At 38.5% G+C, this 14097-nt stretch carries 13 protein-coding genes and 1 tRNA gene; 10 read left to right on the top strand and 4 right to left on the bottom strand.

Annotated elements, in window-relative coordinates; all coding sequences use genetic code 11:
- Nucleotides 1-4: 4 nt before the first annotated feature.
- The 6 genes from CRO15_RS15460 (at nt 5) to CRO15_RS15435 (ending at nt 7186) form a co-directional block, all read left to right on the top strand.
- Nucleotides 5-916 (top strand): TraJ family protein, encoded by a 912-nt coding sequence (locus CRO15_RS15460; protein ID WP_097046763.1) that lies wholly within the window; start codon nt 5-7, stop codon nt 914-916.
- 47 nt (nt 917-963) lie between these two features.
- Entirely contained in the window at nt 964-1581 is a 618-nt protein-coding gene (locus CRO15_RS15455; RefSeq protein ID WP_097046762.1) for a hypothetical protein, read from the top strand.
- A gap of 125 nt (nt 1582-1706) precedes the next feature.
- On the top strand, nt 1707-2600 hold the full coding sequence (traM, locus tag CRO15_RS15450) for a conjugative transposon protein TraM (RefSeq protein WP_165769971.1): 894 nt from the start codon (nt 1707-1709) through the stop codon (nt 2598-2600).
- Nucleotides 2601-2606: 6 nt separating this feature from the next.
- Nucleotides 2607-3584, top strand: a complete 978-nt coding sequence (locus CRO15_RS15445) for a DUF4138 domain-containing protein (RefSeq protein ID WP_097046760.1) — start codon at nt 2607-2609, stop codon at nt 3582-3584.
- A gap of 2 nt (nt 3585-3586) precedes the next feature.
- Complete coding sequence (locus CRO15_RS15440; protein ID WP_097046759.1) at nt 3587-4135, top strand: conjugal transfer protein TraO; 549 nt, start codon at nt 3587-3589, stop codon at nt 4133-4135.
- Between the two features lie 12 nt (nt 4136-4147).
- A complete protein-coding gene (locus CRO15_RS15435; RefSeq protein ID WP_097046758.1) occupies nt 4148-7186 on the top strand; it encodes a TraQ conjugal transfer family protein in 3039 nt (1012 codons plus the stop codon).
- Nucleotides 7187-7230: 44 nt separating this feature from the next.
- Here CRO15_RS15435 and CRO15_RS15430 read toward each other — a convergent pair whose 3' ends face one another.
- The 4 genes from CRO15_RS15430 to CRO15_RS15415 all read right to left on the bottom strand — a co-directional run bounded on the left by CRO15_RS15430 (nt 7231) and on the right by CRO15_RS15415 (nt 8922).
- On the bottom strand, nt 7231-7719 hold the full coding sequence (locus CRO15_RS15430; RefSeq protein ID WP_097046757.1) for a hypothetical protein: 489 nt from the start codon (nt 7717-7719) through the stop codon (nt 7231-7233).
- Between the two features lie 299 nt (nt 7720-8018).
- On the bottom strand, nt 8019-8297 hold the full coding sequence (locus CRO15_RS15425) for a hypothetical protein (protein ID WP_097046756.1): 279 nt from the start codon (nt 8295-8297) through the stop codon (nt 8019-8021).
- Nucleotides 8298-8300: 3 nt separating this feature from the next.
- Entirely contained in the window at nt 8301-8570 is a 270-nt protein-coding gene (locus CRO15_RS15420; protein ID WP_097046755.1) for a helix-turn-helix domain-containing protein, read from the bottom strand.
- A gap of 270 nt (nt 8571-8840) precedes the next feature.
- Nucleotides 8841-8922 (bottom strand) — tRNA-Leu (locus CRO15_RS15415).
- Between the two features lie 98 nt (nt 8923-9020).
- Between CRO15_RS15415 and CRO15_RS15410 the strand changes: the two genes are divergently transcribed.
- The 4 genes from CRO15_RS15410 to CRO15_RS15395 all read left to right on the top strand — a co-directional run bounded on the left by CRO15_RS15410 (nt 9021) and on the right by CRO15_RS15395 (nt 14004).
- A complete protein-coding gene (locus CRO15_RS15410; protein ID WP_097046754.1) occupies nt 9021-10409 on the top strand; it encodes a dipeptidase in 1389 nt (462 codons plus the stop codon).
- Between the two features lie 93 nt (nt 10410-10502).
- Entirely contained in the window at nt 10503-10868 is a 366-nt protein-coding gene (locus tag CRO15_RS15405; protein ID WP_097046753.1) for a BlaI/MecI/CopY family transcriptional regulator, read from the top strand.
- 2 nt (nt 10869-10870) lie between these two features.
- The gene (locus CRO15_RS15400) at nt 10871-12799 is read left to right on the top strand and encodes a M56 family metallopeptidase (protein WP_097046752.1); all 1929 of its coding nucleotides are present in this window, start codon (nt 10871-10873) and stop codon (nt 12797-12799) included.
- 104 nt (nt 12800-12903) lie between these two features.
- The gene (locus tag CRO15_RS15395) at nt 12904-14004 is read left to right on the top strand and encodes a DUF4407 domain-containing protein (protein WP_097046751.1); all 1101 of its coding nucleotides are present in this window, start codon (nt 12904-12906) and stop codon (nt 14002-14004) included.
- Nucleotides 14005-14097 lie beyond the last annotated feature (93 nt).

Here is a 14097-nt window from a genome sequence, read left to right as displayed (position 1 = left end):
TTGTATGGCAATTACGGATAAAGGAATACGGGAAACGGTCAATGAACTTTTTGACCAATACATATTGGATGCCTTTGAAGCGGTCGATCCCATTATAGAAATTGGACAACAGTTTGCCTATATAGGCATTGCAATAATTGCATTACGCGTATTTATCAATGAACAAAAAAGAGCGGATATATTCGAATACTTGCGCTGGGTTCCTTTGGCAATGATACTTCTGAACTACAAGGTATTTACCTTGTCGATTTTCAATTTCTACCAGGTCATAGGGTCTTCCTTAAAAGCCAATGATATTTCGTGGGATATATTGCAGATTAAAATCTTTGCAGCTCAAATACAGGCAATGGAGGCCGTAGGCAGTTCATGGAGTCTATTATCATTGGATGCAGCGGCTTTGGAATCCCTTGCGATGAGCGGCATGACCTCTGGACTCACGGCTATTGCGTCCGTAATTTCGGTTGTGGTCTTTATAGGCATCAAAGCCATGTCGGTGGTGTATTTATTTGTACTAATCATACTTGGTCCATTGAATATCGGATTGTCCTTTATTCCCGCACTCTCTGGCATGTGGAAGGCATGGTTGCAAAAGTTTATGAGTGTGTGCCTTTGGATTCCCATGCTGTACCTCATAGATAATTTTATGCTCCATATAATGAGTAAGCTCATAGAAACCTTGCTTTATGAGGGAGAGGCCGATTTGGGGCTGGTTCTTACAAGTGCTTTGTTAATGATCATGAATGTCTTTGTCTATTTGAAGGCTCCGGTTCTTTCCAATTTTATAGTACAGGGGATGAACGTAAGTGCAAGTCAATTGAAGGACAAAACAAAGCATTACGCAAAGAAAACCGCCCAAACGGCGATGGACGTAAAAAGTGGCGGGGTTACAAAAGGGGTAAGAACTCTAATACAATAATACAGATGGTCGGTGTATTTGGCACTTGACCGAATTCAAAAAAACAAATGGACGGCAAATATAAGGTTTTCAACGATTTAAGCAAGATTCATACCCATGGAAATAGGGTGCTGTATGTATCTTTAATTCTTACGTTCTTTTGTTCGTTGTTCAATATCTACTTTGCCTATAGGGTTAATGAAAATGCAAAGCAGAATTTTTATCTTTTGGACAATGGGCAAAAATTGGCCGCGGTCCGTATCAAGGATCACAAAAGGGCCATTGACATTATTTGTGAGGGTCACTTGGGCAATTTTCATGAATTGTTCTTTGCGTTGGAACCTGATTTAGAGTTGATCAAAAGGAACATCGAGGGAAAGGCCCTTTATATGGGCGACCATTCGGTGCAACGCCTTTACAACCGATTAGTGGACCAGAACTACTATGAGGATGTGGCTAAAAGTGGCTATTCAATTGAAGTGGAACAAGATTCCATACGTATAGATTATTCTTCTTACCCATTTCGATTTCGATTTATGGGCAAGCAGAAAATCATTAAGGATGGAAATGCTGAATATAGGAGCCTGATCACGACGGGTAATTTGGTCGAGACCAAGTCGACTCCGAACAATCTGAACGGGCTTAAGATTATTAGGTTCAATGTTTTGGACAACAATGATTTATAGGAATATGTATGAAAGGAAATGTTGAAAAATTCAATTTGTGGGTAAGACGGCATAAATTATTTGCGCTGTCGGTCCCCATAGTCGTCCTACTGCTTATATTCTTTATTGCAACGACTATAAGTTCCATGAATGCAAGGGGTAATACCTCTGTGAATGAAGATGGGTATAACAATTTCCTTCCTGATCAGGAAAATGAATTGAAGGTACAGGAACCAAATGTATACTATAAAAAATCGCAAAGGGATTCCTTGGACCGATTGCGAAGCAAAGGACACATTAACAACATTGTCGGTGCTAAAAAAGAAAATGATTCCCTGGAACGGATTTTAGAAGAACTCAACAACTTTTCGTTGGATGGGAATAGTTCCGATTCTGAAGATAGCGGCAATGCAACGGTATTATCTCCAAAAAAAGAGCGTTCCAAGTACGTGGATCAAAAGTCCGAGGCACAACAGCAACTGGAATATCGTAATATGCTATTGAAAGCCCGGAAGGAACGAAGGGCACAAAGTCAGGATTACTCAGCGCCCGCCTCTACCAATTCAAACTCCAAGGTCCCAATTTTGGAAATAAATATAAACGCTGCGGTATACCGAGATCAATTTGTATTGCCCGGCGATCGGGTAACCCTAATATTAAGGGAAGATGTTGTTTTGAAAGGGACAAAGTTTCCAAAAAACACTTTCGTGTATGCCACTGCCAACATCCAGCAATCCAGAATACTACTGGATATCGATAATATCGATCATGTAAAAATTGACTTGACCGCACGGGACGAAGAGGACGGCGGAATCGGAATGCACAATAAGAGAGCAGGGGAATTATGGATGGAGTTCTCTTCGGATATCCAAACTGGAGGTGTAGACGATATTTCTGGGGAGTTGTCCAACAACACGGATATACCTCTTGCAAAAAATGCCATAAGGGCCTTTGGGAATTTCTTCAAAAAGAAAAAATACAAGCAAAGGGATAAAATATTATTGATCAACGGCCACAAGGTGTACCTAGTGTCAAAATAAAATTAGATGAAGAAAACATTTGTACACATACTTTTTCTTTCAATCACCAATATCCTATGTAGCCAAGCGATAAGGGATACCGTCGAAGTCTCCAAGAGGTTCAAAACCATTGTGATCTTCCCAGATGATATTGCGGAAAGTGTTATTGGCAACGAGATGGGTTTCACTGTCGATCTGCCCAAAACCAATGGAAGCAAATTCAATGGACGGATACTAAAGCTTTACTATGACGATTTGGCAAAAAACACTATGGATATTACCAACCATACGGTAATAACGCAATCGGGGAACGTGTACGACTTCATTTTACGCTTGGTGGACCGCCCAAAAAAGTTGACCTGGTATGTCAAACCACAGATGGCCATAACGAATATAGATAGTGGAAAAATAACTTTTCCGCAAACAGTTCAAAGTTCCGATAATAAACCATCCATCAATGGCCTTTCGGCAACTTCGAACAAGAAAGAACATAAAGAGTTAAGAGAACCACCAAGAGATTCCGTGGCACAGATTGCCACCCGTGATCTTTATGAAAAAGACCCCGAGGAATACTACCGGTTACGGTGTTACTATATGCAGTTTGACAAAGCAAAGATACCTCGTTACTTCGCCAGGAAAGATAATGTTTTCCTATGGCTCAAAGGGGTGTACTACAACGAAAATGAAATATATGTTCAGCTAAGAATCGAGAACAAGGAAGGCCTCGACCTGGACATAAACTTCCTTAAATATTTTATCGCCAGTTCCTATAAAAACACAACCAAACAAAAAATCCCCATAACGAAAAACAGTGGGTTGCTATATGAATATAAGGTGCCAAAAACAGTTAAGGGCAATACCGAAAATCATTTTGTGGTCGTATTCAAGAAGTTCACCCTTGATGATAAGAAAGAGTTGTTGTTCGAAATGGACGAAGAGTCTGGAAATCGCAATTTGACCTTGCGCGTAGGACATGAAACTATAAATAATCCCAAGCGATTTTAATTATGAAGAGATTGATCGGAGTTACAATTTTTATGGTTATGCAAACTTTCATGGCCGTGGGCCAAAGTGGAGGCAATTATGCATCCTCGGTTGGGATAAGCGGTGGTTATGTTGAAGATGGCTTTGGCGTCATGGCCACATATAACTATCATTTGAACCGGGACTCATATGCCCAATTGAGCATTTTTGCAGCAATTGCAGAGGACAGGGGCACTTTCGATATACCCTATAACATTTTTACCGTTCAGCCTGGATACTTCATAAAGGTTTGGGAACAGCGGAACTTTAAAAAATATGCCCTCAATATCGGAGGTGGTGGAGTAATCGGTTATGAGGTAATAAATAATGGGAACAATACCCTGGAAACTGGAGCGATCATCGATGCAAAGAGTCAGTTCTTGTTTGGTGTATATGTGGGAGTTGAGGGCGAAATAATTTTGGGAAACAATTTTTCAATACTGATAAAGGCAAATGAATACTATCATATCAACAGTGATATCGGTCATTTTTATCCTTATGCTGGGATAGGGTTACGGTATTTCCTCTTTTAAAAAAGAACGAAAATGAAAAAGAACTACACTCCTTTCAGCATCCTATTCGGGTTTTTAATGTTGTTATCATTCATAATTATAGCATGTACCAAAGACTTTGAAGATGTTATCCTCGATAATTTCGATTTCAGTTTTAGCGAAGAACATGCTAGGGCAGGTTTTGTTTTTGAAACCACACGGACTACTTTTTCTTTAATACCCGAAAAAGAAATTACCACTACCAAATATTTTATGAAATATAATATCTCGAAAGGGAATGGGTTTTTTCTTGGAATGGAAGGGGATACAATAAGTTCAAACGACACCTTGGAGGTCTCCAGACCAAATTGGATCTATAATTATATGGCTTTGGACACAGGTCTCCATAAGGTAAATGTTATGGCATGGGATAGTAATGCCAATCAAAAAGAACTGGAGCTATTGTACGATACTGAATTCTCCAGTTTCAGTTTTCAACTCAACAAGGGGGTCAACGAATTTATTGTTAACTCCAAGAACCCGGTCAACGTAACCTTATTGAGGGATAAGGAAACAAACACTGCAGAGGGAAACAATGCATTTCAAATCACATATCAGATTGAAGATGGTACAGGTGAACTCTATGATGGTGATACCGAATTCGAACAGGGCGAGCCATATTCGCTTCCAAAAGGAGTAACAGAACTGGGATATCTTCCCGACACCTTAGGTGAACACAAGCTAATTGTAAGCGCTACCGCTCCAGATGGTGCGACCATTGCGCAAGAACTGATATTGATTGTACTCAATCTTGATTTTACCATAAATTCAACGGCATCCTCTACCCAAGTTGAGCTTGATACCAATTTGGCCATAAATATGGATTTGAAGACACTAGATGAGGAATCTGATGTCACCTATGAAATTACGCATTCTTTCGCCACTGAAAGCGAAGGTGCAGGAACAGTTAGGGATCAGAATGGTGGTGTGATGGACCCAGGACAATATCGGGGCATATTACCAAACTCATACAACTATACTTTTACCAGTACGGAATTGGGTAAACGGAAAATCTATTTTGACGTTAGGGATTCGAACGGCCAGATAAAACGTGATAGTGTCGAGATAGAGGTGGCCAATATTCCTTTCACATTTTCTGGAAATGCAGAAAGTAATTCCGTTTTTATAAACGAGACTACTCAGTTGAATTTTAATATCAAGTCCAACGGGAATACGGACAATATCGAATACAATATAGCGTATGAGATTTTGGAGGGAAATGGAATGGTTCGAGGCATTAACGGCAATACATTGCAGAACTCTACGGATTACCCTGTTGATCTGGGCAACTTTTCATTGTTCTATATCCCCGAGACCGTTGGTTCCCATCAAATTGCATTCACCGTCACCGATAACTACGGTCAAGAAGTAGGTCCCGTATTGATAGATTTGGAAACCAAACAAAATGATTTCAATGTTTCCATAACGCCTTCGAAGACAAGTGAGTTCGCCAATATTCCCGTAAATGTTATCATAAATATTGATGAAATCCCTGATGGGACGAACGATGGTTATGAGGCATTTTATTCATCGGGAAGGAATGGTTCCATTCGGACCAATGGTGTGGAATATGGCCCTGGTGAAAAATTCCCCTTATCGGCTGATATCAATAATGTGGTATACACTGGAACCGAACCCGGACAACACGATATCGCATTAAGTGTTGAATCTAGCGTAAATGTAACCCATACGGCCAGCACCTCGATCAACTATAACGAAGTGGATTTCTCTTTTACGGGCGGAAGCCAGAAGTCGGATATAAGTGTAGGAGAGCTTACCTCGCTCAATTTTAATATTACGGAAACTGTTGGTACTTCCGATTTTACAATGAGGTATTCCATCAACGGTAATGCCCTGATCAAGGATACTAATGGAGTCGATGTTAGTCCAGGAAACATTTATGATGTTCCAAAAGGAAACTTTAATTGGAGCCTGGAGGGAACTACTGCAGGTTCGATTAGTATGACCTTTTATGCTCAAAACGATACAGGCCTTGAAAAGACGGTTACAATATCCATTAATGTTGAGGCCAAAGACTATACTTTTACCGCAAATAGTACGGCATCCAATGCTTTTACCGGAGACCCTGTAACCATTAATTTCAACATTAGCGAAATTGGTATTGGAGGTGATACCTATACCATGTATTACTCTACGGGAAGTAGTAATGGAAGCTTTGAATATAACGGGAATACGTATGCTGCAGGTGAGAGTTTTAGTATCCCCGTGGATCCCTTCCAAGGAATTTATACTGGCCTTTCCGAGTCCAATCACAGTGTGCAATTTACCGTAAGGTCCTCTTCGGAGGTAGAGAAAAATGCCAGTATAAATATCAACTACGCAAAGTACGAGGAATTCTTTGACTTCAATGTAAGCCAATCCTCCCAGGACAAGTATGAGGACCAACCATTTTCCATGACCGTTGTAACTAACGCAACTTCTAGACATGAGCCGGATGTGACCTATGAAATGACCTTTAATTTTACGGGTGCCACAGCAGGCTATATTATTTATAAAGGTATAATCTATAGGGAAGGTGAAACCATTCCACTGGATTATGGCTCGACCCCCATGCAATTCTACCCGCAAACGGATGAAAATTTCACTATTAATTTCAGGGTGGAGAATTCCACTGGAATTTCGAGGAGCGTTAGTGAATCAGTCACCATGTTGAAAAAACCAGTCGCATCTGTGAAAGGTGAAAAACGCAATATCAACTGTGGTGGTTTAAACGGGTGTGATTATGAGGTCTTGATCTATACGTGTTGGGATGTGAGTTGTTCGGAAGCTTATAATGGTGCTTCCCTGCAACAGGTCGAGATACGGATTTGGAACAGACATGACAGAAAATTTGATACATACTTATTCAATTACAACGATGCACTGGGCAGCGGTGTAGATCGGTATTTCAAATTGGAAGAAGAACCTAGGGAAAGTAGATTAAGATACCTAGACCAAAGGTACGAGGTCAGGGTTCAGGATAGTAACGGTCAATGGAGCCAAACAGAAAGGGGAACGATTCAAAGAGTCTGAATATAAGCATGGGAGCAAATTTGCTCCCATGCCTTTTGGCTTAGTTACCTTTTTTTATACGTTATAGTAATCACGTACTCCAAACCTTCAAATTCGTCGTCAGTTTCAACAATCAGTTTATTCTTCGATAATTCGATTATTCTAAAAGGAGATCGGTTTTCAAAACCAATAACTGTGTTATTACTAGTTAGGGACCAAAAATCTTCTTCTACAAACGAAAAGGGACCGTTGTCATCACAGGCCAAATTGCTTTCGGTAACATTGTATTCTGGCTTGTTCGACGGTCCGCTATCGGTAAATGTAGTAATATTATCCTTTTCGCATTGGCGAATTTCCTGAGTGCCCAATAAGTCAATATTGGAAATATTATCCCCGTTCAAATCTACCGCCCTATCCGACACTATAGCTTCATAGTCCCATTGTCCCAGTAAGGCTTGATCTCTACTAGACTTTGGAACGGAATCATCATCGCTTTTACACGAAAGGAATAACAGCGTTGGGATAATTAAAAAGAATAGGTGGTTGATTTTCATTGTGAACAGTTTCAAAATTTTCAATAAATAATATTAAAATCACTATTGCTTTTGAGAAACATTACTAAAGCGGTTTTCCAAATTAGGGCAACTATAATTAAAAACAACAATATGTGAAATAAATTGCGCGATGGCAAGATAAAGGGAAGGCTTGGAACTGTAGGGTTTTTAACTTCCGCAGGAAAAATGGTTTAATGCAAAAAAAAATCGCTAATAGTTGAATTGAAATAATCACTAAAAAAGTTGGATTAAAAATAATGCGCAATCCTTATTACTTTATTAAATGTTAAGTCTTTGGTTCATGGCACTAATCCCTTACCGGTATTTTTGCCTTTGCCCCTATTCTTCTTATCCATAGATATTTTTCTTTGCTTTGCCGACCTATCAATGTTTTTATTTAGCGTTAGATCAAGTTCACCAATATACTGTATCATTCCAGCTTGTATGGCATTAGATGAAGCCCTTTGGTTATTTTGGTTTTTGAACATAGGTACTTTTAAATCTAACTCTTTAGCTAGTTCATAACCCAAGTTAAATCCTTTCTTAAAATCTACACTAACTTTATCTGAATCATCCATAAATTAAAAAGTTTCATGGGCGTTTTTTTCAAGAAATTCATCAATTGAATCCCTGTCATATAAAACAATTTTTTTCTGTGGTTGAGTAAATCTAATTTTTCCTTCATCCCTTAGTTTCTGAAGAGTACTTGCAGATTTAATTCTAAGAATTCGTTTGGCCTCTTCCCCATCAATCCATTTGTCAGGCATATCCAATCTTTTTGCATCTACATACTCAATAACCTTATCAAATAACGCATAAAAAGCTTCCTCCTGTAAACAAACGACTTCCATAATAACTAATTACATTTCAAATATCGTGAAAAATTGGTTGCAAGGAAATTCAAATACTATAAATGGAAAATCAAAACCTAAGCTTAACATGTAAATAGGAATTTGCAAAAAATTGTTTTGAACTACACAGGATATTTTTAGTGACTAAAAATGCCCCAGATGCTCTATTTCGCTACATTTTCAATGGATTTAAGATAATAAGCAAATGTTTGACCATTGTTTGACCAAAATAAAAAAGCCGACTCCTAAAAGTCAGCTCTTCCCTTGTTGTGCGGGCGGAGAGACTCGAACTCTCACACCTTTCGGCACTAGATCCTAAGTCTAGCGTGTCTACCAATTCCACCACACCCGCAAAAAGGTGTGCAAATATAAATCAATTTTCCGATTCATAAATACCTTACATTTAAAAACTTGTTTTTTGTACTTTTAGTGTCGTTTTTAACTAATTACATGGAACAAATAAAAGACTACATTGCCACTCACAAAGACCGATTCCTTTCCGAATTGGTAGAACTTCTAAAAATACCATCCATAAGTGCGGATACTGCTTTTTCCCAAGATGTCTTGGAAACAGCCAAAGCCGTTGAAAAATCACTTATTGATGCCGGCTGTGAAAACACCGAAATTTGTGAAACCAAAGGATATCCTGTAGTTTATGGAGATAAAATAATAGACCCCGATCTTCCCACTATACTGGTATATGGCCATTACGATGTACAACCACCAGACCCTATGGAACTTTGGGAATCGCCTCCTTTTGAACCTGTTATCAAAAAAACGGAGTTGCATCCGGATGGGGCGATCTTTGCCCGTGGGGCCTGTGACGACAAAGGTCAGATGTTCATGCATGTGAAAGCAGTGGAGTTCATGATCAAAAATGACCAGTTGCCCTGCAATGTCAAATTCATGATTGAAGGCGAAGAAGAGGTAGGTAGTGATAGTTTGGCGGATTTTCTAGAAGATCACAAAGAAAAACTATCCAATGACATTATTTTGATTTCCGATACCGGTATGATGGCAAATGATGTCCCATCCATAACAACTGGGTTAAGAGGGTTAAGTTATGTAGAAGTAGAAGTGACCGGACCAAATCGTGACCTTCATTCGGGAATCTATGGAGGTGCAGTGCCCAACCCCATCAATGTTTTAAATAAAATGATTGCCTCGTTGCATGATGAGAACAACCATATCACCATTCCTGGTTTTTATGATAAAGTGGAAAAGGTATCAGATGAGGAAAGAGCAGAAATGGCAAAAGCTCCTTTTAGTCTGGATGCCTATAAAAAGGCGTTAGACATTGCCGATGTACAGGGCGAAAAAGGATACACTACTGCTGAACGGTATTCCATTCGCCCAACTTTGGATGTTAATGGTATTTGGGGAGGATATACGGGAGAAGGTGCAAAAACCGTAATTGCCAGTAAAGCTTATGCAAAAATATCTATGCGTTTAGTTCCTGATCAAGATCCTGAGGAAATCACTGAGTTATTCACAAAGCATTTCGAATCCATAGCTCCAAAAAGCGTCAAGATAAAAGTAACCCCGCACCATGGTGGATTGCCTTACGTAACCAAAACAGATAGTGTTGGGTACAAAGCTGCGGCAAAGGCTTACCAAGCCACCTTCGGAAAAACTCCCATACCGGAACGCACAGGAGGAAGCATCCCAATAGTTGCCCTTTTTGAACAGGTTTTGGAAAGTAAAACAATTTTAATGGGCTTTGGACTGGATAGTGATGCCATCCACTCTCCCAACGAACATTTTGGGGTTTGGAACTACCTAAAAGGTATTGAGACCATCCCTTATTTCTATAAGTATTACACCGAAATGACTAGTTAAATCCTGAGATTTTTCCAAATAATTTAAACTCTACACTTGTAGAATTTAAATTATTATTCTATGTTTGTAGAGTTAATTCTAACTCTATAGAACATGTCCTTGTCAAAATCCGAAGAAGAGCTCATGAATATCATCTGGAAACAGCGAAAAGCTTTCATGAAGGATCTTCTTGATGCATATCCAGAGCCCAAACCAGCCACCACAACGGTCGCAACCCTTTTAAAAAGGATGATTGATAAAGGTTATGTGGCCTACAAAAGTTTTGGTAGATCCAGGGAGTATTACCCATTGGTTAAAAAACAAGATTATTTTTCCAAACATGTAAAAGGTCTTATCAAGAATTTTTTTGAGGACAGCCCAAGCCAGTTTGCTTCCTTTTTCACCAAGGAAACCAATCTGAGTAAGGAAGAACTTGAGTCCTTAAGAACACTTATAGATGACCAAATAAAAAGAAAGTAGTCATGTTAACCTATATTTTAAAATCCGCCGCCTGCTTGGCCATTCTATTGCTGTTTTACAAGGTGTTTTTAGAAAGAGAGCGAATGCACCGGTTTAAAAGATTCTATTTGATCGGTTCTCTCATCGTATCACTAATAATTCCATTATTGGTTTTTGTTGAATCTATAACGGTAACCTTTCAGCAGGAAGTAAATACTCAAAATGCATTAAATGCTGGAGAAATCGTGGAAGCTGTAAATACATCTGTCCCACCTTTGGATTTTACCTCTTTTATATGGTCAATCTATTATATTGGAGTGGCTTTCTTTGGATTTAAGTTCTTTAATAACCTCGTCCAAATTGTAAAACGCATTCGCACAAATCCAAGGAAAAGGTATAAAAATCATACTAAAGTATTGTTGGAAGAAAAAATGCCTCCGCACACCTTCTTTCATTTCATTTTTCTGAATAAGAGCAAAATGGAAAGCGATAAAATTCCCCATGAAGTTTTGGTCCATGAAGAAGCCCATGCAACTCAAAAACATAGTCTGGATGTTATTTTTATTGAGCTACTGCAAGTTGTATTGTGGTTTAATCCCCTTGTATTTCTCTTCAAAAAAGTAATCAAATTAAATCATGAGTTTTTGGCGGACCAAGAAGTATTGTCCAAAAATATAGATGCCGTTACTTATCAAAACACTTTATTATCATTTTCAAGTATCGATAAACAATTTCAGCCTGCATTGCCCAATGCTATCAATTATTCATCAATCAAAAAACGTATAACAATCATGAAAACAAAAACATCAAAAAAATCAGTTTTAATCCGAAGCTTGCTATTGTTTCCCCTGTTCTCCTTATTGCTTTATGGATTTAGCGATAAAAAAACCATTACTATAATTTCGGACCCCAGTACTGCCATTTCTGAAGATTACCCTATTAAAATCAAAATCAACACTAAACAGGAAATATTTGTTGATGGTAAAGTTACCAAACTTGAAAATCTTTCAGCCGCACTCAACAGTATATTGGAATCCAATGATTCAAATAATCCTTCTAAATCAAAAGTTCATCTAGAAGCGGAAGGTCATTTAAATATCAAACTTTTGACAGCTATAAAAAAACAGCTCTCAAAAACCAAGGTTTCACTTACTATGATTATGGCTGACAGCATAATAATCAACGAGAAAGATTTAGATGCAACCTTCAAGGGAACTGGATTCATAGCAAAGGATACCTTCCATGTAAAACTAGATGATGGCAAAACGCTTTCAGGAATTAACACTCCAAAAATGCAAGAAGGTGCTTCTCGAAAACAAATGGCAGAATACAACCATCTAGCTAAGCGCTATAACGATATGCCAAAAAACAACATGAGAATATCCTTAAAAGATGTAAATCGCCTCACCTACATCTATAATTTGATGTCAGAGAAACAAAGAAAAGATGCCGAACCTTTTCCCAATTTTCCAGAACCGCCTCAACAAAGCGCAACCAGAGAGCAAATGGCCGAGTATAACAAATTGGCCAAACACTATAACGATATGCCAAAAAACAACATGAGAATATCTTTAAAAGATGTAAATCACCTTACCTACATTTATAATATGATGTCAGAGAAACAACGAAAAGATGCTGAGTCTTTTCCCAATTTTCCTGAGCCACCAACACCTCCAAGAGTTTCACACAACCAAGAGATGAAAGAACTTCCACCACCACCTTCAAGTGATAAGATAATTAAAGTTCCAACTCCCCCAACACCTTTAGAACATGTTATTAAAATGGCTAAAAAAGGAGCTGTTTTTTATTATGAAGGAAAACAGATCAGTGCTGAAAAGGCCATAAACGTTGTTGAAGCCAATAGGAGTTTAAACATTGATTCAAGAAGAGATTCCAAAAGCGGAAAACCAATGATAAAAATCTCCAAAGACCCCATTGTTGTTAATCCGTAAAATTTCCCAATCAAACGTTAAAGCCCTGAAATCAGGGCTTTAATTGTAACAAATCCATAGAATCTGCGTTCTAATAGTCAATCAAGAACCAAACGAACACTATCATGTTACAACGCTTTTTTATTTTCTGCTCAGGAGCGGACACCCAAATTTTAGACACTTGTTCCAACGGGGAACGCAACAAATACGCCGGTATCGGTGCCACCGTATTTTTTACAGCTGTCATGGCATTTGTGGCAAGTGGCTATGCCCTTTATACCGTTTTTGACAATATCTATACTTCCATCTTCTTTGGTTTGATTTGGGGAATGTTGATATTCAATCTGGACCGTTATATCGTTTCCACGATTAAAAAGCGAGATAATTTTAAAAGTGAACTGCTCCAGGCTACACCACGAATTATATTGGCAACGATTATTGCCGTAGTGATTTCCAAGCCGCTTGAAATGAAGATTTTTGAGAAGGAAATCAATCAGGTTTTATTGGAGGAGAAAAATGCAATGACATTGGCCAACAAAGAGCAACTGGCTTTGCAGTATACCCCTAAGATTCAAGGTCTCAATCAAGATATTTCAACTTTAAAAACCGAAATAGCGGAGAAAGAAGCTGAAACCAATGCACTTTACGACACTTATATTTCAGAAGCTGAAGGAACTGCCGGAACTGGCTTACTTGGAAAAGGTCCAGTTTATAAGGAAAAGCGTGAAAAGCATGATGCGTATTTGGCTGAACTGCAACAACTCAAAGAAACAAATTCAGCAAAGATTATTGATATAGAAGCCCAAATCGCAAGTTTAAATACGGAATACGAAAAAGTAGTTGCTGGTTCACAACCTATTATAGATGGTTTTGACGGGCTTATGGCACGTATCAATGCATTGGGCAAACTGCCATGGTTTCCGTCCTTTTTTATTTTTCTCTTGTTTTTAGCCATTGAAACGGCTCCTATCATAGCCAAACTTCTGGCTCCCAAAGGAGAATATGATTATAAATTTGAAGAACAAGAAAGCGTCGTTGCAACCTGGGTGGCCCAAAAAGTAGCGCAACGTAAATTACTGTTCTCGACAGATGGTGAGCTTAATCAAAAAATCTACGAGGATATTAAAAACGAAGAAGAACTATATCGTTACAAAAAGGAAAAAGCAGAAGAATTGCTTAAACTACAGGCAGATTCATTTCATAAGGTTCAGATAAAAGGTCTATAGTTGACTTTGAATTCTAAGTTAAATTTCCCAAATTTCACTTATCGTTGGATTTAAGACAATAAAACGATTCATATCCTTAGTTACCTACAAGTT

It is taken from the genome of Flagellimonas pacifica, from assembly GCF_900215465.1.
In the GTDB taxonomy this organism is placed as follows: Bacteria; Bacteroidota; Bacteroidia; order Flavobacteriales; family Flavobacteriaceae; genus Flagellimonas; species Flagellimonas pacifica.
The sequence above is the reverse complement of the archived record's forward strand: the minus strand, read 5'-3'. Positions and strand labels throughout refer to the sequence as shown.